Source organism: Pseudoalteromonas sp. SWN29 (genome assembly GCF_015864465.1).
Classification (GTDB): Bacteria; Pseudomonadota; Gammaproteobacteria; order Enterobacterales; family Alteromonadaceae; genus Pseudoalteromonas.
In genome coordinates this window covers 1-22,695 of the sequence record NZ_JADYXE010000020.1, presented here as the reverse complement: position 1 = coordinate 22,695, position 22,695 = coordinate 1, and the positions used below count along the sequence as shown (strand labels likewise).

Here is a 22,695-nt window from a genome sequence, read left to right as displayed (position 1 = left end):
TTATTTTAAAGTGCCGCCTTGCGGTAGTTTAATGGTTATTTGTGCGCCATTGTCAGTATTTGCTAAAAGAAGCTGACCGTTGTGTTTTTGGGCAATATCATTACATAGTGCTAAACCAAGCCCGAAACCGGTTTTTTTAGTTGTATACAAAGGCTGTATTGCATACTCCAGATTAGCAAATCCCGGACCATTGTCGGTTAGCTGCAATATATGCATATTAGCTTGTGCAAAGCTGTTAAGTGTTACGTGTGGTTGGTCTTTATTGGCTTCGAATGTATTTTTAAATAGGTTAATTAACAGCTGTTCAATAAGTAACTTATCAGCAAAGCATTGTGATTCGCCAGCAAAACTAAACTGAATATTTTGCTCTGCGGCATTAAGATCTGCTAAGTTTTTTAAATCAAAATATTGCGGTTGTGCTGCTGGTAATCGGCTCAATTCTGAGTAGGACTTTATAAATCGTAGTAAAGACTCACTACGCGATTTGATTCTTGTTAATACTTGCCTTGTTTGTTTTTCATTTAGTGTTTCTGTGGTTAGTAATGTATCTGTCATGGAAGCCATAGGCGTGAGTGAGTTATTTAACTCATGAGATAAGATACGAATTAAATCAGCTTGAGACTGACGCTTTGCATCTTGTAATTGATGACCAATATAGCTGGCGCTAATAAGTATTTGCTTTGCATCACTAAGTACAATGCGTTGCACTTGCCAATCTTGGTTTAACTTAGCATGACTACATTGTTTATTATTCACTGTAAAACCGCATTCAGCTATGGTCATGCCACGCAGAAGTGGTGTTTTCAGTTGCTTATACATAGGGTGATTAAAGAAAGTAAGCTTCTCTTGAGCGTTAAATAAAGCGATAGGGTGAGGCCAATGTTGAAATAATCCATCGATTAACTGCGTTGATGCAGGTGTTGATTTTGTAAATAACGTTTCAATTTGTATACCTAGCGCTGTCCATGGTGAGTTGGGATCGTTGTAACCTAAACTGAGATTACTTTGTCCCTGTTGTTTGGCATCAATATAGGCTTGTAATTGAGTAATAGGTAAGAAGTAACTATTAAATAGCTTATAAAGAGAAATAATAAGTAGGTAACTTAAAAAAATAGCGACTGTTGTCGTTAGTAATATATCTTGGCTTAATTGATAAACCCACCCTGTACTCGGGCCAATAATTGCGCAAAATACAGCAACTAATATGCTAATTATTTTGGTTTTATAGCGCACTTTGATATTACTCATCAAATCCCTCTAGTTGGTACTTTTCCATCCGTCGGTACAGCGCATTACGTGAAATACCTAAGCTTTTTGCCGCCGCTGTTATTTGTTGATTGTGTTGTTGTAGTACATCAGTGATTCTTTGTTTTTCAAGCTCTTCTAGTGTGAGTTTTGGAATTGATTGACCTTGGTTTACTTGACTATCGAGCATGATATTAGGTAGCTCGATGACGCTGCCGGTGCTAATTAGCATTGCGCGTTCTATCACATGACTTAGCTCGCGAATATTACCCGGCCAGTTATGATTGCATAGCAATTCTTCAGCGCTTTTAGATAATGTGCAAATCGGTTTGTTATATTTGCCAGCAAACAGGTTAATAAAGTGTGCGGCAAGTGGCAATATATCTTCTGTGCGCTCATGCAGAGCGGGGAGCCTAATTACAAAGGTATTTAAGCGATAATATAAATCTTGACGAAACTGCCCGTCAGAGATGGCAGCGCTCAAGTTTTGATTAGTGGCTGCAATTAAGCGTACATTAACGAGTTCACTTGCATTTGCACCAAGCGGTGTAAACTCACCCATTTCGAGTACTTGTAATAATTTAGGCTGTAAATGAAAGGGTAATGTGCCTATTTCATCCATAAATAAAGTGCCATTTTTAGCACGACTGAACGCGCCGGTTCGGTCTTGCTTTGCATCGGTAAACGCACCTTTATGATGACCGAATAGTTCACTTTCAAATAAAGATTCTGCAATAGCCCCCATATTTAGGCTCACAAGCGGTGCTTCATTACGCGCACTTAATTGGTGGATACGTTTCGCTAGTTGTGATTTACCGGTGCCGTTTTCACCTAAAATTAATAAATTTGCATCGGTTGGTGCAAGTTGTGTAATGAGCTTATCGAGGGATTTCATCGCGCTTGAGCATGCTATCCAATCACTTTGCTCAATCTGAGGTAAAATAGGCTCAATATGATTTGCTATTTGGGTAAGTAGTTTTTCTTTTCGCCATGGTTTTTCAATAAAGTTTTTAGCACCACGTTGTAACCCAGTAACCGCCAGTTCAATATTTGCCCATGCAGTCATTAAAATTACAGGAATACCCAATGGGGTGATTTGCTCTAACAGTGCAAGTCCTTCCTTACCAGAGGTGGTATCGCGGGTGAAGTTCATGTCCAGTAACACCAACGCAGGCGTTACCCGTGAGAGTAATTGCATACATTGCGCTGCTCCATCAGCTTCAATCACACGATAACCTGCTTGTTCTAAAAGTAGCGATAGGGCAAAGCGAATATCATCGTCGTCATCAACAACTAAAATAGTAGGTTGGCTCATACTGGTTGTAATGGCAGTATTAACTGCCACCTCCTTAAAAGTTTACTGCTCTCTAAGCGCGCGCATAGGGTCTGCATTAATAATACGCCATACTACCAAAACAATGGCAATAAAGACGATAGCAATCAATAAACTAGTGAAAATTGTTAATGCTGGCCATGAAAATGCAGGCAGCATAGGAATTGCATTTTGTAGCGCTAAATAAATACTGCAAGCTAGTGTGATTGCAATCTCCAGCGCACTGAGAAGTAAGCCATTAAAGCTCTTTAATGTGTGTTTCATTAGATTTATACGGCTTGCGCCAGTTGCCATGCGTATCGCAAGTTCAAAGCGTTTTAATTCTGTAAAGCTCATTGCCATACCATTACTACCAACCGCTGCAAGTAGCAAAGTTAATAGCGATAACGCACTAATAAAATAAAACTGTACGCGTTGTGGCATTGTTTGCTCTGTCCAGCGTTCGTCTAATGTACGCGCATTTACTTCAATTACTTGTGGGTGAGCATATTGAATCGCTTGCATAATGGCATTTTTATCAAAGCTTTGCCCAGGTGGTAGCTGCATAGCAATCTTAATCACAAAATCAGTATCATCGTGCGAATAACTGTAAAGCAGAATCGGATAGCCCTGATCTTTAGCCATCATGGTATAATTGTCTGCGATTACGCCAATAACTTGTTTATTAGATACTTCTTTACCTATTACTGATTCAATCGTGCCATCTGTGGACAATTGCTTTGCAAAGGTTTCGTTGATCAATGCAACAGGCTCTAAATTTTGATATTGCGTTTGACTCATATTTTGTCCTGCTAGCAAATTGAGTTTATAGGTTTGTAAATAATCAGGTGCAATATTAATCGTCATATAGGTAAAGCGCTCTTGTGTTTGCTCATCCTCAGTCATATTTATGACGGTACTAAAACTAAAGGGTTCTCCTTCGCTTTGTAGCGGGGTAATATTAGGTTGGACTTGAATTATTGCTTGCTCAAGTTGATTTTTTATTTCCAATGCACCTTGAAAATGTTGCTTGGTTTTTTGTTCTGCGGCTTCAGGATCTTGTGCTGCTTGCGCTAATTTTTCCTGCATTTCTGCGTTGTTTAAAATTGCTTTTTCATTACTTTGAAGACGTACACTGGCAATAAGTGTGTTGCCTGGCTCAAAACCTAAGTTAATATTTAGCTTATCGTAGGCGGTATTTGCCAGCATAGCGGTACCGGTTAAAATGACCGCAGCAGAACTTAATTGTGCAATAAATAATACGTGGCTAAGGCGGGTCACTTTACTTGCATTGACACCTTTATTACCGTTATTAAGATTACTAATTAATTGTGTTTGATCAAACTGACGGGTTGATAAAAACGCAAAAAACAAATTGATCATCAGCACAATTGCAACCGCAACAGCAATGGTTATCGCATCAATTTGCACGAGTTCAAGCATCGCGATATTACCACCACTAATGATAGGTAATAGCCTAATAAGCCAAGCAGCACCTAACAACCCTAATACTGCGGCAAGTAAAAAAGTGCTCAGGTTTTCTAAAAAGCTCATTACTAATAATTTGTTACGTGATGCGCCCATACATAATTGTGTGGCAAATTCTTGTTCGCGTTGTTGGTAATGGGCAATAAATAGATTTAGTAAGTTGAGGCTTGCCATAACGAGCAAGATGACCACCGTGGCTAATAAAAACAACAGCATGGTTTGCTGATCTTCCATCAAATTATCGCGATATAAGGTTGCTGAACTTTCAGGGTTCATGCTCTCAAACATTTGCTTCATAGGGCCAAGTTGTTCGCTTTGGTTAAGGTAATACTGTTGCCAAAAGCTCTCCATGTCATCGGTCGTAAATGCACGTTCTGTTTGGCGAAATAGGGGTTGTAGACTGCCATCAATGGTCATTTGTGTTGGCATTGCAGCTTTTTCGGCTAAATCATAATAGCGCCAAACCTGTTGGGCATATTTTTCATCGTTATCGGAATTAAACGACGAGAAGTCGCTGACCACTCCGCGAATTTGCAAAGCTTGGTCGTCTATTTTTAATGTTTGGCCAATTGCGTTTACACTTTTTTGAAATGCGCTTTGCCATAAACTTTCAGAGATCCACGCCGCATTTTGAGTATTTACTTTGCTTGGTTGCTCTCCTAATAGCAGACTTCCTCCGGCCATAGACATAAAATTATTACTGGCATCAAAATGCGACACGGGATAACTCGTTTCATGCACCTTGACTGTACTTTTACCCGCTTGATATGCAGCAAACTGACCATAGCCTTTGTATTGCTCAGCTAATAGAGCAAGACGCTTGGTGGTAAACATTGAAACACGCATGTCTTTTGAAACTGACATAGTGCGATTAATTGTATACAGGCTATCTTCGTCTTTTATATCAGGTAAAGGTTTAAAAATAAGATGGCTACTCATGGCGACAACAGCAAGCACCGCAGCCAATGTTAAGCTTAATGTAAGTAAAATTGGCAGTGATAAACGTGGCAATGTAAAGAGTCGTAAAACACCGTGGCGTAATGCGCGTAGATAAAAACTCATACTATAGCCTCCTGATGTTCAACTAATATTCTGCCATCAAATAAGCGAATTTGACGCTGCGCCATCTGACTGTAGCGTTCGTCATGCGTCACCATAATAACGGTGGCGCCTTGTTTGTTTAAATCAAGCAATAGTTGCATAACGGCATCGCCATTTTGGCTATCTAAGTTACCTGTTGGTTCATCTACGAGCAGTAAATCAGGGTTGCCAACTAATGCGCGAGCAATCGCAACGCGTTGCTGTTGTCCACCAGAGAGTTGGCTTGGTTTATGGTCTAATCGTGCGCTCATGTTTACTGCAGCTAGCTGTTTTTCAACAGCGATTTTTATTTCACTACTCGAGACGCCGCGGTGCTCAAGGGGTAATGCGACGTTTTCAAATACAGTGAGGTTATCAATTAAGTTAAAGGACTGAAATACATAGCCAATGTGCTTGTTGCGTACGCTAGAACGTTGATCAACTTTAAGGCTATGGGTATCAATATTAGCTAATTGATAATGACCATCCGTTGGGGTGTCTAATAGGCCTAAAATACTGAGTAAGGTCGATTTACCGCAACCCGATGCGCCTGAAATAGCGATGAATTCACCTTTATTTATAGTTAAAGATACATCTTGTAGGGCATGCGTTTTCACTTGGCCTTTGCTGTACACTTTATTGATATTATTAATTGTTACTAGTGTGGTCATGGGGGTTTTCCTTAAAGGTTAGTTGTATCTAGGGCCAAGTGGCTGTAAGTATGCCATTGGCTTAAATCATTTGTGATAATTTTTTCACCTGCAATGGCGCCGTTGGTGATGAGTAAGTTCGTGCCTGATAGTTCACCAAAGGTTATTTGCTGTTGTTGTAATTGTGCTTGGTTAGGAATGTGTTTATAGAGTTGTTGCGCGCCAAGTGGTTTTAATCCGGGCTGTTGGTTCACATAAAGTACATTTTTCTTGCGTTCGACAAATACGAATGCATTGACAGGTTGTGCTGGACGTAAGTTTGCAGGTAGAGGCTCGCTTAGGTGCACTTCTGCGACGATAAAGCCGTTTTCAACCACCGACGCTAATTGTTTAACATGCCCTTTTAGCTTGCCTGTTGGGTGTTTTAACTCAACTGCCGCGCCAAGTTGTATACGCTCAGCAATACGTTGTGGGATATTTAGTTTTGCCATCAACTGTGTTTTTGAACCAATGCGCGCCATTGGTTGCCCTTGGTTTACTCGTTGGCCAAGCTCAATATCTAAACGCTGTAGCGTGCCTGTTATTCCTGCTGTGATAGTTAATGCTGCCACTTTATTGTTGACTAAAGCGACTTGTTTTTGTTGTTGAGTTAATAAAATTTTCTGTTGCTCAAGTTCTAGCTTGTGCATTTCTTTTTGCTTTTCAAAACGATATTTTGCAAACTCTAGGCGCTTTTTGAGCTGGTTGTATTTAAGAATAGCGCGCTCTAAATCGATTTTTGCAGCAATGCCCTGGTCTGATAGGCGCTGGTTAACATCTACATCTAATTTAGCGCCTTGTATCTGACTATCAATATCAGCGAGTTCGGCTTGAAAAGTGAGTTGTTCATTTTGTTTTTGAAACTTAAATGCTGCAAATTCAGAGTTCATCCGTTCAAGTTTTGCTTGTGATTCAAACAGTTGCTGATGCAAATCAGGATTAACTAACTTTGCGATAACAGTACTTGCTTTTACATCAGCACCTGCCCGTAAATAAATTTCACCCACTTGGCCTGCTGCTGGCGCGCTGATCAGGCGTTCATAGCGTGATGCATATTGACCATACACTGGTGTCATAATATCAATATCACCTTGTTGCACAGTAACTGTATTGAGCGTGCTAGCACTGAGCTTGGGTATGGTGGGTTTTATTGTGAAATAACCGATACATATGACAACTAAAAGAGTTGCAATAGTCAGCATCATTTTTAATTTGTTCGGTTTTGTTTTTTGGTCAATATTAATATTCATTATCTACTCATCATTTTGATTGATGTAGTTGTTAATGAAAGTTTAATGCCAAATTTAAATTTTCTTATATTTCAAAGTTTTGCTTGTTTTTATAGTGCTTTAAAATAAATAGATGTTCGATATCGAACAAGTCGGTGTTCGGTTTTGAATAACGGTTGTGGATCTAAGTTCAATAAATAACCAAGACTCAGGTTAAATTGATTTGAGGTCAGTGTTTCGGTGAAATAGAGTTAAAACTGATAGCATATTTTGCGATAAAGTTATCGCCTGTACGCTTTTCCTGAGATAGGTAAAGCAAACGCTGAGCAAAGCTTATGACTCCTAACTGCATCCATGTAGAAAACAAAGAGTAAACTGCCCTTAGTTTTATTTACAGTAAATACCAGTAACGTAGTGTTATGAAAAAGGCCGTACTTTTATTAATTAGGTTAAATATTAAAAGTACGGCTTAATTTTTTACGCTTCTAGTGCTTTTGTGATTAGGCGATCAATGTATTTTTTATGCGCTTTAGTTGCTATATCAGATCCCCATGCAACACTGCTATCGGCTATTTGAGTTAGCTGATATAACGCCGCTGTTTTAGCTAAGTTATCGTATTTACTTGCTTTGCGAAGGCCTGCAATCGCGATTAGCTGATTAACATACTCAATTTGTAAGTTGTGACTAATAGAGTTGGCATCTTTGCTTTTTACAAAAATGTTGGCGGTTAAATCTTCCATAAACTGAGTTAGGCTATATTCATTGCCGTACAAAGCGGTGTCAGAAATACGCAGTAACACAGCAGGGTGTAATAGCTGTGCAAGTACAGACTTTTGCATACCTAAAATCATTTGGTGTGCTTTAGGGTCTTCATTTTTACCAAAGTGATTAAAGCCTCGGCGCTGCAGTTGTAAGTAGCTGTATAGAGGCTGCATGTTTTGTAGTACGTCTGGTGCAAATACAAATTTTGCGAGTATATCCATTGCTTGTGTTTGACGCTCAAGCGATACCGGTGTAAATGGTTTATCTGCGTTTGTATCACCCACTACAGCGCGCTCAACGTACACACCACCAATTTGACGAGAAACAATACCTGCTTGCGCTCGGTACTGACCAAATAAGCTATTAGCAGAGGTAACAAGCTGTTGGTAGGACTCGCCTTTAACGGTTGCTTTATCTTTAAGCTCAGTAAATAGTTTATTAATAAGTGCCATACGGTCTGCGCCATAGGCAGCAGGATTGGACGACAAATCACCAATCATTACACGTGGATCAATATGGCGACCTGGTGAGCGCATATCGTCTGCATCGTTACCAAAGGCAAGGGCGTGTTCACTTGAGCGAGCAAGTATTTTTTCAAGTCGCATTTGCTCAGCGGCTTCATCGGTAAGTGCTACGCTGTAACCATAGTTAATTGCCCAGTCATCGTAAGGACCTGGTTTTGTTTGAAAAATATCACCTTGCTGCATACCTATTGGGGCAATATTAGCCGGTGCATAATCCATAACAGAACCGGTTACTATGCCTTGGGTTTTGTTTTTGTCGTGTACTTCTTTTTCATCCCACAAAATAGATGATTTCATATTGTGGTTAAGACCTAAAGTATGGCCAACTTCGTGAAGTACCAATTGCGTTAGACCTTGGCGAAGCATTTCTTTATCTTCAATTTTGTCGCCGCTAGCAAGGCCTTTAGCAAGCATTAGATTTTGTTGAATCTCATGCCCTAGTGAGCAATTTAGCTCGCCGGTATTTGTTGTTTCACCGTGGCTCATTGTTCCTTGAGTGAAAAGTGTGTCGTAAATCCAGCGGTTTTTCATAAATACAAACTCAAGCATAATGTCTGAGCCCAGTATTTCACCTGTTAATGGGTTAGCAAGTGCAGGTCCGTATCCGCCAAATGGAGGCTTAGGTGACGAAGTCCAACGCAGTACGTTATAATTAATATCGCCCGCATCCCAATCTGCATCATCTGGTTGTACTTTTACTTCTAAAGCATTTTTAAAACCGGCTTTTTCAAAAGAAGTATTCCATGTTAAAACCGCGTCACGAATAGTATCGCGCCATTCAATCGGTGTGGTGTTTTCTATCCACCAAGTAATTGGTTTTACTGGTTCTGAAAGTGCTGCACTAGGGTCTTTCTTTTGTAGATCCCAACGTTTTATAACATCTTCATAAGGTGCCCAATCGGCAGATGTCATTTGATCAAATTGATTTGTAAAATAACCAATGCGCGCATCATCCATACGTGGTGCGTAGTTATTGCTAGGTAGAGCAACAAACGAGTGCTGAACTTTTACCGATATACTACGCGGGTCGCTTACTGCATTTGAGCCACGTACCGTTGGGCTTGGGTTAGTAAATACGTAATCAACAACCACGTCTAGATTATTAGGGTATGGACGCTGTTTAATAATGCGTGATTTTTTATCGTCTAACTTGCCTACTTTAAAGCGCTTTTTGGCGTTTTTATCAGCTGGATTTGGCGTAGGTGATACTTTATGAAGTGCTTCGCTTAAAAATAACTTATTTACGTTAAATGCTATTTTACCGTCTTCTTCTTTTTCTATTTTAATGCTCGCAAGTACCGCTTCACTAATATTGGCATCACTCGCTTTTGAAATTGCACTGTTTTCGTCAAATTTGTAGCGAGGTGTTTTGCTGATGATATCAATACGATCAAAGTATTTTCTAAATTCAATTAACTTAGTTTCACGGTACGAACCACGATAATGGCCTGCATCTGTAACGCCATCGACAGTGTGCGCAAAATATACAAACGGCGTATTAAGTTGGGACTCGTTAATCACCATAAGGTGCTTACCGGTTTTTTCGTCTTGATAAAGGCTAAATATACCGGCAAATTCGGTTTGTCCTTTGATCATTTCGCTAAGTGTTTTTGGCTCTTTTTCGTCTTTTTTATCGGCTGCAAATGCATGGCTGCCAAACGCTAAGCTAAGCGCAAGGGTGATGGTCGTTAATTTCATTTTGAGACTTTTAATATTTGTTAATTTAATTGGACTGTACGTAAATTAATTTAATTTCGCACATCTTCGCGACGAAATTTAAGTGTACAACGCTAATTAACTGATATTAATAAACAAAAGTTTGTAACAAAATATAACGAATGAGGTGAGCTGCATGCAAAGTTATTTTTATAGCCCTAAATAGCAGTGGTTTATATGTATTTGCAACAGTTGCTTACAAATGTCACCTTAATGTTTCATAAGGCTCTGGTATTATGATGCTAATAGAGTTTTGAGGATAATAGAATATGCAAACAAATTCACTTAGATGGATTTTTCCATTTGTAGCGCTAGCTGTTGGTATTGTTGGCTTTATGGGAATAAATGCCATTGCACAAGAACCAGAAAAAAAAGAAGTTATTGATACTCGTCCAACAGTGCAAGTTGAGCCTGTTGCTGCAAACGATCATCAAGTTATTATTAATAGCTACGGTGAAGTAAAGCCGCTTGAAAATACACAGCTTTCGGCGCAGGTGTCGGGTGAAGTGCTAAGTTGGCATCCTAATTTTGTAGCCGGTGGCGTCGTTGCTCGCGGTGAGACGTTATTTACTATCGAAAAAGATAACTATGAAGCTGCAGTACTTGTTGCTGAGGCCGAAATTGCCCGTGCACAAGCAGGCTTAATTGAAGAACAAGCCCAAGCCCAAGTAGCCGCAGATGAAGCAAAGCGTTTTCCTGGTAAAGCACGTACCGACTTATTTTTACGTAAACCTCAAGTGCTAAGCGCGCAGGCATCTGTTAAATCGGCGCAAGCAGCATTAAAACGTGCACAGCGTGACTTAGATAATTGTGAAGTAACTGCCCCTTACGATGCATTAGTGATTAGCCGTAACGTAGGTGTTGGCCAATATGTCACTATGGGTTCGCAAGTTGCTGAACTAAATAATATTGAAACTGCTGAAGTGATTATTCCTATCGCAGGATTCGACAGTGTTTTTTTACCAGAGCGTATTAAAGGCATTACCGCAACGATTATTCAAAAAGGGCTAAACAGCTTTACCCGTGAAGGTGTAATTGACCGCGACCTAGGGATTGTTGATAACGCTACGCGTATGAGTAGTTTAGTGGTACGTATTGAAGACCCATACGGCTTAAAAACAAAACAGCCTGCTATTAAGTTTGGCAGTTATGTACAGGTAAATTTTGCAGGTGCAATACTTAATAATATTTACCGTTTACCGCAAGCTTTAGTTAACAATCAAACTGTGTGGGTAGTAAACGAAAATCAAGAACTAGAGCCTCGCAAAGTAACTGTTATTCGTGAAGAAGGTGAGTATTTTTACATTAGCAGCGGTTTAAATGCCGATGACAAACTCGTTATTACTCTACCTGAATACCCGCAAAAAGGAATGCAGGTTAAAATTGCAGGTGTAGCTGCAAAACCTGAAAGCTCAGAAACGAGCACTTCAAACACGCAACAGCTGTAGGGTGTAATAGTTATGAGCGAATCAATACAACAAAAACAAACAGGGTTAATTGCCTACTTTGCTAATAATTCAGTAGCCGCTAATTTAATGATGTTTTTTATCATTATTATGGGGGCTATAAGTTACTTTACGATTCAGCGCCAAATGTTTCCTAATATAGAGATTAACTACATTAATATTGAGGCTAATTACCCAGGTGCCTCTCCTCAGGAAATAGAAGAAAGTATTCTTATAAAAGTGGAAGAATCACTTAAAGATATAACCGAAATTAAAAAAGGCGTGTATCGCGCATTTAGAAATGGCGGTACGGCAAGCCTCGAAATAAATACCGATGCAGAACTTACCGACGTACTTGATAAAGTAAAGTTACGTATAGATGGCATTGCGACTTTTCCAGCGGGTATGGAGCCGGTCACCATAAGTCAGGTTGAGTTTAGACAAGATGTAATAGGCATGACACTGGTTGCTGATTTGCCGCTTACGGAGCTTAAGCCGATAGCAAACCAAATAGAGGATGAGTTGCTGCAGCTATCGAATGTATCTTTGGTTGTAAACGATGTACCGCTAGATGAAATTGCTATTGAAATAGAGCCCGATACGCTTCGCCAATATAATTTAACCCTTAGTGATGTTATGGATGCTGTACGCCGTTACTCAGCTAACTTTTCGGCGGGGCAGCTAAAAACAGACGCAGGCGTTATTTCTGTTCGAATAGAAAATCAGTTTTACTCAGGTGATGAATTTAGACAAATTCCGGTAAAAATTGGTGAGTATGGCGCTAAAGTTTTACTGCAAGATATTGCCGTAATTAAAGATCAGTTTACTGAAGGTGAGCGCTACTTTAAGTTTAATGGCGAAAACGCGGTGTACTTATCGGTTAAAGCAACGCAAGAGCAAAACATGATTCCCGTTGCGGATTCGGTGAAAGCATTTATTGAGCAAAAAAATAAGCAGCTACCACCGGGTATTCGGTTGGAGCCATTGATGGACATGACCTACTACCTAAATGCTCGCCTTGATATGATGAAGGCTAACTTGTTTCAAGGTGCGATTTTGGTGGCAATTATGTTGTCGTTATTCTTGCGTTTTAAACTCGCGCTTTGGGTAATGATTGGCTTACCGGTGTGTTTTTTAGGGGCCATGATGATGATGCCGTTATTTGGCATTAGTATTAATATTATTTCGTTATTTGCGTTTATTATGGTGCTAGGCATAGTGGTGGATGATGCCATAGTGATAGGGGAATCCGCCTACACCGAAGTTGAAAAAAGCGGTGGTGGCGTTGAAAACGTGGTGCGAGGAGCAAACCGGGTCGCCACACCGGCGACCTTTGGGGTATTAACAACAATTGCTGTATTTGCCCCATTTACAATGTCGAGCGGACCAGAAAGCGCCTTCTTTTATGGTATAGCCGTTGTGGTTATGCTGTGCTTGGCGTTTAGTCTCGTTGAGTCAAAACTAATTTTACCTGCACATATTGCGCATACACACTTTTCGCCAATTAAAAAAGGTGGCTGGCGCGATCGCTTCAATACGCGCTTTTTTGGTTTTGTAAATGGTCCATATAAACGTTTTATTGCGAAATGTGTAGATTGGCGCTGGACCGTTTTGTTTGCCTTTATTGCTATGTTTATAATAAGTATTTCGCTTATTACCTCAAATAAAGTGCGCACAGTACCTACACCTAAAGTGCCGCACGACTTTCCGCAAATACAAGTTGAAATGAATGATAATGTTTCTGACTTACAAACTATTGCGGCTATTCGTGAAATAGAAGCCATGGTACTTAGAGTGGATGAAGAAACTGAGCGTGAGTTTGGTCAAAAAATTATTCGTGATGTATTGGTATTTAACCAAGGCAGAACTGAGTCGCAATTACTTGCGCCATTGGTTGACGAAGATTCACGTCCATACAATGCATTTGAACTTTCGCGTCGCTGGCGTGAAGCTATGCCGACGATTGCTGGTATTAAGTCGTTAACTATTCAAGACGATGTTGGTGGCGGCGGTAGTAATGGCGGCGGCGAGTTTGGCTATTTATTGTATGGCTCAGACATAGATACCTTAAATGAAGCAGGTCGTCGTTTTATTCAATTACTTCAACAGCAAAAAGGATTGTTTGATATTAGTTCAACCATCGACCCTGCAAGCAAAGAAGTGCAAATGAGCCTTAAACCAGTTGCATACGATTTAGGCTTAGATTTGGCGGGTATTGCGAATCAAGTAGGTGCTAGTTTTTATGGTGGCGAAGCGCAACGCGTAATCCGTAACGGCGAAGAAGTACGCGTAATGGTACGTTACCCTAAACTGACTCGAGAAGCATTTTCATCGCTTAAACACACCGTTGTTACCACCCCGCAAGGTCGAGAAGTCTTACTTGGCGATGTAGTAGAATTAACAGAAACGCCAGGTATTAGCTATATACGACGCGAGGGCGGTTATCGTACCGTGTATGTTTATGGCAATATTGATGAAGAGCAAATTGAGCCAGGTGAAGTAGTTAAGCAAGTAAAAGAAAACTTACTGCCACAGCTAATAGAAGAATTCCCAAGTGTTAAATCAGAACTTGGCGGTGCAATAGAAGAGCAGCAAGCTCAAGCTAATGAGCAAATAATGTTTTTTATTGGCGGAATGATTTTAGTATACATACTACTAGCTGTACCGCTTAAAAGTTATTCGCAGCCGCTTATTGTAATGTCGGTTATTCCGTTTAGTTTAACCGGGGCTATTTGGGGTCATTACTGGTTTGATTTAGATATGAGCTTAATGTCGGGCTTTGGCTTAATTGCTGCCGCAGGTGTTGTTATAAATGACTCACTTGTAATGACCGATTATGTAAACCAAGTTCGCCGCGAAGGTGTTAGCGTTAAAAATGCAGTAATAGAAGCCGGTTGCGCCCGCTTTAGAGCAATACTATTAACGTCTATAACAACCTTTGCTGGTGTATTACCTATTATGTTTGAAACAAGCCTGCAGGCTAAGTTTGTAATACCTATGGCAGTAGCACTTGGTTTTGCTGTTATGTTTGCAACGTTAATAACGCTTATATTAGTACCGTGTTTATATATTATTTTAGGTGATATTGGTGCGGTGTTTAAGCGCCCATTTAAAAGCCGAGCTGTGAAAGTCTCGTAGATAAAAAACATAAAAAAGCACTGACCGTTATTAACGCTCAGTGCTTTTTATTATCTATTTATTGTTGCTAGGTTAGCTACAGCAATAATTAATCTTTAAATTGCTTATGGCAATCTTTACAGCCTTTAGCCCAAGCGCCAAAAGCCTTACCAATTACGGCTTTATCGCCCGATTGAGCAGCTAACGCTAGCTTGTCTGCATTTGCTGCAAAAGCATTCGCTTTTTCAACGAAAGTTGCATTTTCGGCCCACACAGCAGCAAGTGCTGCGGTCTCGCCTTTATCAGTACTTTCGTAAAAAGCTTCCCATGGCATTTTTGAAAGTGCTGCAGCGTTGTTAGCGCGTTTTTTAAATTGCTCTGCGTCAAAAGGTACTTTACCTTTTAGCATTGCGCCCATGTCACCAATTTGCACTGAGATCATTGAAAACGCTGCTTGGCGGTATTCAATTGCGTCACTTGGTTCTTTAAATGCAGAATTTGCCGATACGCTAATTGCACATGTAGCTAATGCTATACCTGCTAATATTTTTTTAAATTTCATAGTTTGCCCCTGTTGAGTATTATTCCTAATTTAATATCTTGTATGTAACGTCATTTTTATTCAAGCGAATACGATGGATTTAATGAAAAGTTAATCATTAATGCCTATATCGGCAAATATCATGCCTCGTCGCATGCTGCGGGTTGCTAAAAACACTTCACCTAATAACGAAATAAATGCACAAATGAGTAACGCCATGGCAGCTACAAAACAACAAGCAATGGTCACGCTTAAGTTAATTGATTGAATGTGCGACAAGAATAAAAACATAACCACAGCACATACAAGTAAGGCACTTAATACACTTAAACTAAAAGCAATATGTATAAAACGCGATCTTTTTAATAAAGCGCGGAGTTCTGTTGCTAGCGACTTATTAAAATCGTCATCTGTATTTACTTTTAATCTTCGCTCCAATAAGCGCGCTCTGTCGGTAATTCGTGCTAAGCGATTAGATAAAACACCTAAAGTTGCTGCTATACCTGTGATTAAAAATACGGGGGCAACGGCCGTTTGAATTACTTTTGCCATAGTTAAAATGTTAATTACTTCGCTATTCATTACTACCCTTAATCAGTTGAGCTTAAAAGTGATTTATATATTTACAGAGTACCTGATGTAGGCTTGTTAAGAAAAGAGGAATTACGTTGATTTATTTTACATAGCTTCACAAACTAAATCACAACAAAGGCCATTTATAGGTATATTTAACTACTTAATAAAAAATAAAAATACAACAAGGACTTTGACTGATGAAACGTACCCCATTTGCACTTGCCGCACTATCGCTCGCTATTTTAAGTGGCTGTAATCAAGCCCCTGAAGACACTCAAAAAAATAATACGCAAGTCAAAACGGTTCAAGTAGCCCAAGCTATTGCACCGGTTGCTAAAAAAGTGCCGCACGAAATGACTATTCATGGTGATACACGTATAGATGACTACTACTGGTTACGTGATGACGAACGAAAAGCGCCAGCGGTAATTAACTATTTAGAAGCTGAAAATACATACACGGATGCCATGCTTGCACATACTAAAACGCTGCAAAGTGAGTTGTTTGAAGAGCTAAAAGGGCGCATTCAAAAAGACGATGATTCAGTCCCAGTTAAAAGCGGTGATTATTTTTACTCAACGCAAACACGTGGCGATAACGAATACACTACTTACTTACGCAGTAGCGATTTTGCAGGTACCGATCAGCAAGTTATTTTAGATGTAAATGAGCTTGCTAAAGATCACGATTATTATGCGGTAAGCGGTTTAGATGTAAGCCCGAATGGTAATTTAATGGCTTATGGTGAAGATACTGTTAGTCGTCGTATTTATAGCGTAAAAATAAAAGATTTAACAACCGGTAAATTACTCGAAGACACACTTGAAGGCACTAACGGTGGCATTGTGTGGGCAAACGATAATAAAACGGTTTACTACATTAAAAAAGATTTACAAACCTTGTTAGGCTACCAAGTTTACCGCCATACGTTAGGTACACCGCAAGCTGATGACGAGCTAATTTATGAGGAAACTGATACCAGCTATTACATGGGTATGAGTAAGAGTAAAGATGAGTCAGAGATTTATATTTGGCACAGCAGCACAGCGGCATCGGGTGTATCAGTATTAAGTGCTGATGATGCTAAGGCAATGCCTAAGCGTTTAATTGAGCGCGAAGCAGGGCTTGAATATGAAATTTCTAAACTAGGAAACACTTATTATATTGTCACTAACTTAGATGCTGTAAATTTTCAGCTGATGAAAGTTGATATTGATAAAGTAGGTGACAAAGCTAATTGGCAAAGTGTGATCCCAGCGCGCGATGATATTAAGCTAGAAGGCATTGATTTATTTAATGACTACTTAGTTTACCAAGAGCGTGAAATGGGCCAATCAAAGTTGATTGCGCGTAATTTAAAAACGGGTAAAGAGTTACCACTGAGCTTTAACGATAGCGCTTATACAATTGGTACTTATGGCAATAACGATATAGATAGCAGCACGTTACGTGTTTACTACACCAGCATGACTACACCAAGCTCGTCGTACGATGTAGATTTAGCGACTGGCGATAAAACGCTTCTTAAGCAACAGGTTGTGTTAGGTGATTTTTATGCTGACAATTACGCTTCAGAGCGTATTTTTGTAACAGCCCGCGATGGCATAAAAGTACCGGTAAGCTTAGTTTATCGTAAAAATGCCTTTAAAAAAGATGGCACTAACCCGCTACTACAATATGGTTACGGCTCTTACGGCGCAACAATGGATCCAACGTTCTCCAGCTCACGCTTGAGCTTACTCGATCGTGGTTTTGTATTTGCAATTGCCCATGTACGTGGCTCGCAAATGCTAGGTCGTCCTTGGTACGAAGACGGCAAGCTACTCACTAAAAAGAATACATTTAATGACTTTGTTGACGTAACCAAAGCATTGGTTTCTCAAAAGTATGGCGCAAAAGATGAAATATTTGCGTTAGGTGGCAGTGCTGGTGGCTTATTAATGGGCGCAGTAGCAAACCAAGCACCTGAGCTTTATAAAGGGATGGTTGCTGCGGTACCGTTTGTGGATGTAGTCACAACCATGCTTGATGCGAGTATTCCGCTTACAACAAATGAATATGGCGAATGGGGTAACCCTAACGAAAAGCAATACTACGATTATATGTTGTCTTACTCACCATACGACCAAGTATCTAAGCAAGCGTACCCTAATATGCTGGTAACGACTGGTTTGCACGATTCACAAGTTCAATACTTTGAGCCTGCAAAATGGGTTGCTAAGCTTCGTGACTATAAAACTGATGACAATAAGTTATTGTTTAAAATAGATATGGAAGCAGGGCACGGCGGCGCATCGGGTCGCTTTAAACGCTTAGAAGATACCGCGCTAAACTATGCATTTATGCTTGATTTAGCGGGTATTAAAAAGTAATTAATATTTAAATAGATTTAACTCAATAAGGTGCTTTTTAAGAAAGCACCTTTTTTTGTGGCAAGTTAAAGCTAAACATAGTGCCTTTACCAATTTCACTTTGTACGTAAATTTCGCTATCCATCAGTTTTAATAATCCTCTACAAATAGCCAGTCCTAATCCACCTTGCTGGCGCCCTTCTTTATTAGAGTTACTTGCTTGGTAATGAGGGTCAAAAATAGCATTAAGTTCGTCTTCTTTTATACCTACCCCCGTGTCTGATACATGCACAAAGAGTTGATTATTGTCACTGCGTTTTACATGTACTGAAATGCTGCCGCCACGAGGGGTATGCCTAATTGCGTTATCAATTAAGTTGCTTAACACGCGCTCTAATTTAGCTATATCGGCAACCACCGGGAAATCACAAATCGCAGGTTCTACCGACAAACTAATGCCTTTTTTATCAACGGCTAAACTAAATTTTGCCATGCAATCGTAAATTAACTCACCTAAATTAAAGGTTTCTTTATTTATGTTTATTTCGCCATTTTCTAAGTGAGCAAGCTCAAATATTTGCTCTATGAGTAGCTTTAATTGCCCACAATTATTAAGCGATACCTGTAAGTATTCTTGCTGCTCTTGTTTACTTAGCTGCTCGCCTGACTGATTTAATACTTCTAAAAACCCTTGCAAGGAGGCAAGTGGTGTACGTAGGTCGTGCGATAAGTGAGTTAGTAACTCTTTGCGTTGTTTATCGCCTTGTTCAAGCGCTTTAAACTGCTCGTTAATACGGGTAAGCATGGCTTGAATACTTCGCCCTAAACTATGCACTTCATTACTTTTTTGCGTTGAATAATTACTTAGCTTTGTATCGGTAAGGCTGTAATTAGCCGCTTCTATATTACTTACATCGCGGGCTAAGCGCTGAATTGGGTTGGTAAAAAAACGTAGTAAAATAAGCATCGCAATCAATAAAAATGCGAGTGCAGAGCCAAGCCATAAAGCGGCGAGCCATAACTTATCATTATTTTTTACAGTGCTTAGTGAGGTGTCGTAAGCCTCGCCACCAATAATTACATATAAATAGCCTTGTAACTTATCGTGATTAAATACTGGCGCGGCTGAAAATATTTTTTGTTGCTCTTTATTGCGAGGATTATCACCATAAATAGGTGCTGCGCTTGAATCGTTAATCAGTCTTTTTAAAGGTGTTAAACTAATATGCGTGCGTTTAACTTTTCCTGGCTTTGCTGAGTAAGTAAGAATTTTTCCGGTTTCGTCTACAAAATAAAACTCAAACGCAGGGCCTAATAACATTAAGGTGTGAAAGAGGTTTTCAAGGGCTTTGTAGTCGTAAACACCCTCTTTTATTAATGGGTTATCTTGTACTAAATGCTCAGCTAACGCTAAATGTAGGTTTTGTTCTGCATGGTGTTTTGAAGTCAGTTCTAATTGCTTACTCCAGCCGTAAACAAGGGCGCAAATAAAACAAAAAATTACGACTAGCGATATAGCTAATTTTTGGTACAAAGATAATTTCATAATGGGTGTCTTAATTGAGTTGGCTAGGGTTTAGTTTGTAACCAACACCCCAAACGGTTTCGATAATAGGTGCTTGTTGGTGTTCTTCTAACTTGGCACGTAAGCGGTTTATATGTGAATTAACCGTGTGCTCGTAACCACTGTGTTGGTAACCCCATACTTTATCGAGCAACTGCTGGCGGCTAAAAACATGATTAGGATGGCGTGCAAAATAAACAAGTAAATCAAATTCGGTGGCGGTAAGGTTAAGTGCTTGTTCGCCTAAATACACTTGGTGTGAGCTAAATTCAATTTGAAGTGACCCTACATTTAGCGTTTGCTCGCTATCAGCAGGGGAGTTATCGTTATTTTGACTGGCAAGTAGTTGAGCTCTGTGACGCAGTTGGGTTTTTACTCTGGCTTGTAATTCGCGTGCAAAAAATGGCTTACAAATATAATCATCGGCGCCCATTTCAAGGCCAATAACTCTGTCCATATCGCTACTAAGCGCGGTGAGTAAAATAACGGAGGTAGTAGGGTAATGCTCTTTTATTTTTCGGCATAAGCTCAAACCATCCATTTGGGGTAAGTTTATATCGAGTAAAATAAGTCCGTAGGGATGCTTAGCTATTTTTTTTAAGGCTAGTTCTGCGCTTACAACATGATCAACATGTAAGTTAAGCGACGTTAGCTGTGTGGCAATTAACTTACCTATTTCTCTGTCATCTTCTACTACTAATATTTTTTCGTGACGCATGTATTACCTCGTAAAAAGGGGGGCATCCATGCTCCCTTACTTCCCCATTACAAGCTGGAACGTTACTGCGTGCGCATAATTACTATTTTCGATACTGGATTATCAAACTTATGCTCAACACCAAGTACTGATGTTGATAAACCATCTAGATTTGAAACAATGCCTGGATGCATCGTTATTATATCGGCAGTATCGTCACGTATTTCGTTAAACCCTTCACCGCTAGCGGCAGGACCTGGCACAGTTTCAGCTGTTTCTGTATTTGCTTCCGTACCCGCATCATAAGCAACAGTGGTACGCATTAGCGAGCCACCGACTTCTAATGAAGACACATCTACAAGACTAAGACCGGTAAAAGCATCATTTGTATTCCCAAGCATTGCAGCAAATGACAAATTAAGCGCTTCTTGACCTTCAACAGAAATAACTACTGTGGTTGTCTCACCAGGGCCAATGCCTCCTTCCGCTGAAACAGCAGCAAGCGCACTTTCGTAGCTTAGGTATTCTTCATTTGCGCCGCTTTCTGCGAGCATTTCTAAACCAACAGAAGCCGTTGTGCCAAATGCCCAAGGTGCTTCATCTTCAAAAGCAATGACAGAGAGCGGTGATAAAGGCTGCCCAGCAGTTAAGTTACTAAAAGTAATAGTAAACTCACTGATTACAGGCTCTACAACAATTGGCTCAACAACGACCGGCTCTTCAACTATTGGGTCGTCATTATCGTTATCGCTACACGCTGCAAGTGTGGTTGCAAGTGCAAGCACTAGTAGACTTTTTTTAAGGTTGTTAGCAGATGACATAATCATGCTCCTACTTAACTGTAACGGTTAATTGAGCTACTGGGTTTAACCATCTGTGTACCGTATTGCTTAAATCGCTATTACCGGCTTCTAAATCGTTATCGCCTAAGCTACCAGGGTGAATATGAATACTTGTATTTGTATCACCACTTAATATGCCTGTACCGCCAGTGCCAGCGTCGCCACCTGGAGCCGCAGGAATACCCGGAGTACCTGGTGCACCAGAGCCTTCAACTACAAGCTCATTGTTTTGTTCTGTGCCTGCATCGTAAGCATTTAAATTAATTGTGTAAGTACCCGCTTCTGTTGGAATTTTCCAACTGTTTAAGCCTACAAAGCCATCATTAGTTGGTAGCATCATTGCAGTTAAGGATAGGTACTCGTTACCGTCGGTAGTGGTCAGTGTTGCCATCGCAGATGCGGCTGGTGCAAGTAAACCTTCAGCTGGATTTGCAGCCATATCACTACCTGCAGCAGTTGCTTGTGCAACTAGCTCTGCAATATTTCCGCCCTCAGCCATTGTTTGTAATGCTGTAGAGGCTTGCGTTGCTACTTCAAATAGTGTGTCTTCGCTGTTGTGTGCTGTAATTAACAGTGGAGTAAAGTGAATACCCTTGGTTAGGTTGGTAACCTTTAAGTCTAACTCTGCGGCCATAGTCGATTGGCTAGCTGCCGCTAAAAGAATTGCGATTGTTAATGTAGAAGTTTTCATTATTATTCCTGTAAGTGATGATTCGAGTTAAGTATTGAATAATCGTCTCCAGAAACTCTCACAAACTTATCACTTTTTTATCACAAGATTTCACGCTGTGATTTTTAAAGGTAAATACGTTGGTTGATTAGTAGACATTTGTTTAGTTAAGAGGCAACATACACAAAACAAAAAGGAGTGTGTTATGGAAGAAAATCAACAGGTTGAACCAGTTAATAAAGATGACCGTACGTGGGCTATGTTATGCCATTTAAGTGCGCTTGCTGGGTTTGTTGTGCCGTTTGGCTCAATAATTGGGCCATTAATTGTGTGGTTAATTAAAAAAGATGAAATGCCAATTGTTGACGTACATGGCAAAAAAGCACTTAATTTTCAAATAACGATGGCAATTGCTTACCTTGTTTGTTTTTTACTAATATTTGCAGTGATAGGTTTAATATTACTGCCTTTAGTGGCAATTTTTGGGTTTATAATGGTTGTAATGGCGAGTATTAAAGCTAACGAAGGTAAAGAGTTTAATTACCCGTTTAGTTTAAATTTGATAAAATAAAACCTCAGTTATTTTTATACCAATTGCATTAAATTAGTGATCTATTATAGCGATAAGAAAATAGCTCAATAACAAGGCTAAAATTATGATACATAGTTGTTCTATATAAATAATTTTTAATGTCGTTAGTGAGTTATTTAATACGCTAGAATGATCATGTTTTTAATAAAATTGGTATTGTAAACCCAGCTATAGGCTTAACACCATTCAGTTAAGCATGTTTTGACTTAATGGTGTACCGAGTTTTTGAAATTCGAACGGTCCTACTTTTGGGC

The 22,695-nt window shown here is 39.8% G+C and carries 16 protein-coding genes; 4 read left to right on the top strand and 12 right to left on the bottom strand.

Annotation, left to right across the window (positions count from 1 at the left end; all coding sequences use genetic code 11):
* From I6F53_RS09435 to I6F53_RS09410, 6 genes are all read right to left on the bottom strand, one after another.
* Positions 1-1,248: a sensor histidine kinase gene (locus I6F53_RS09435; protein WP_166419531.1), complete on the bottom strand. Its 1,248-nt coding sequence runs from the start codon at positions 1,246-1,248 to the stop codon at positions 1-3.
* Positions 1,241-2,590 (bottom strand): sigma-54-dependent transcriptional regulator, encoded by a 1,350-nt coding sequence (locus tag I6F53_RS09430; protein WP_331460771.1) that lies wholly within the window; start codon positions 2,588-2,590, stop codon positions 1,241-1,243. Before I6F53_RS09430 ends, I6F53_RS09435 begins: the two co-directional genes overlap by 8 nt.
* A 12-nt stretch (positions 2,591-2,602) precedes the next feature.
* The gene (locus I6F53_RS09425; RefSeq protein WP_166419532.1) at positions 2,603-5,107 is read right to left on the bottom strand and encodes an ABC transporter permease; all 2,505 of its coding nucleotides are present in this window, start codon (positions 5,105-5,107) and stop codon (positions 2,603-2,605) included.
* Positions 5,104-5,796, bottom strand: coding sequence for an ABC transporter ATP-binding protein (locus tag I6F53_RS09420; protein WP_166419533.1), 693 nt, complete (start codon positions 5,794-5,796; stop codon positions 5,104-5,106). The genes I6F53_RS09425 and I6F53_RS09420 overlap by 4 nt, the downstream gene beginning before the upstream one ends.
* 11 nt (positions 5,797-5,807) lie before the next feature.
* Positions 5,808-7,064 carry an HlyD family secretion protein gene (locus I6F53_RS09415; protein WP_197239362.1) on the bottom strand — a complete coding sequence of 419 codons (1,257 nt, stop codon included), beginning with the start codon at positions 7,062-7,064 and terminating at the stop codon, positions 5,808-5,810.
* 456 nt (positions 7,065-7,520) lie between these two features.
* Complete coding sequence (locus I6F53_RS09410) at positions 7,521-10,028, bottom strand: zinc-dependent metalloprotease (protein ID WP_197239361.1); 2,508 nt, start codon at positions 10,026-10,028, stop codon at positions 7,521-7,523.
* 287 nt (positions 10,029-10,315) lie between these two features.
* Between I6F53_RS09410 and I6F53_RS09405 the strand changes: the two genes are divergently transcribed.
* Both I6F53_RS09405 and I6F53_RS09400 read left to right on the top strand, forming a co-directional pair.
* Positions 10,316-11,494 carry an efflux RND transporter periplasmic adaptor subunit gene (locus tag I6F53_RS09405; protein ID WP_197239359.1) on the top strand — a complete coding sequence of 393 codons (1,179 nt, stop codon included), beginning with the start codon at positions 10,316-10,318 and terminating at the stop codon, positions 11,492-11,494.
* Between the two features lie 12 nt (positions 11,495-11,506).
* Positions 11,507-14,629, top strand: a complete 3,123-nt coding sequence (locus tag I6F53_RS09400; protein WP_197239357.1) for an efflux RND transporter permease subunit — start codon at positions 11,507-11,509, stop codon at positions 14,627-14,629.
* A gap of 88 nt (positions 14,630-14,717) precedes the next feature.
* Here I6F53_RS09400 and I6F53_RS09395 read toward each other — a convergent pair whose 3' ends face one another.
* On the bottom strand, positions 14,718-15,170 hold the full coding sequence (locus I6F53_RS09395; protein ID WP_197239356.1) for a c-type cytochrome: 453 nt from the start codon (positions 15,168-15,170) through the stop codon (positions 14,718-14,720).
* Between the two features lie 90 nt (positions 15,171-15,260).
* On the bottom strand, positions 15,261-15,731 hold the full coding sequence (locus I6F53_RS09390; protein ID WP_165729344.1) for a DUF2721 domain-containing protein: 471 nt from the start codon (positions 15,729-15,731) through the stop codon (positions 15,261-15,263).
* Between the two features lie 191 nt (positions 15,732-15,922).
* On the opposite strand from I6F53_RS09390, the gene I6F53_RS09385 reads away from it, so the two are divergent.
* Positions 15,923-18,097 (top strand): S9 family peptidase, encoded by a 2,175-nt coding sequence (locus I6F53_RS09385; RefSeq protein WP_197239355.1) that lies wholly within the window; start codon positions 15,923-15,925, stop codon positions 18,095-18,097.
* Positions 18,098-18,134: 37 nt separating this feature from the next.
* Here I6F53_RS09385 and I6F53_RS09380 read toward each other — a convergent pair whose 3' ends face one another.
* The 4 genes from I6F53_RS09380 to I6F53_RS09365 all read right to left on the bottom strand — a co-directional run bounded on the left by I6F53_RS09380 (position 18,135) and on the right by I6F53_RS09365 (position 21,870).
* Entirely contained in the window at positions 18,135-19,622 is a 1,488-nt protein-coding gene (locus tag I6F53_RS09380; protein ID WP_197239353.1) for a sensor histidine kinase, read from the bottom strand.
* Between the two features lie 10 nt (positions 19,623-19,632).
* Positions 19,633-20,358, bottom strand: a complete 726-nt coding sequence (locus I6F53_RS09375; RefSeq protein ID WP_197239352.1) for a response regulator transcription factor — start codon at positions 20,356-20,358, stop codon at positions 19,633-19,635.
* A 62-nt stretch (positions 20,359-20,420) separates the two neighbouring features.
* Positions 20,421-21,158, bottom strand: a complete 738-nt coding sequence (locus I6F53_RS09370) for a spondin domain-containing protein (RefSeq protein WP_197239350.1) — start codon at positions 21,156-21,158, stop codon at positions 20,421-20,423.
* Between the two features lie 10 nt (positions 21,159-21,168).
* Entirely contained in the window at positions 21,169-21,870 is a 702-nt protein-coding gene (locus I6F53_RS09365) for a spondin domain-containing protein (RefSeq protein WP_197239349.1), read from the bottom strand.
* Between the two features lie 184 nt (positions 21,871-22,054).
* Here I6F53_RS09365 and I6F53_RS09360 point away from each other — a divergent pair, with 184 nt between their 5' ends.
* Positions 22,055-22,420, top strand: coding sequence for a DUF4870 domain-containing protein (locus I6F53_RS09360; RefSeq protein ID WP_197239347.1), 366 nt, complete (start codon positions 22,055-22,057; stop codon positions 22,418-22,420).
* Positions 22,421-22,695 lie beyond the last annotated feature (275 nt).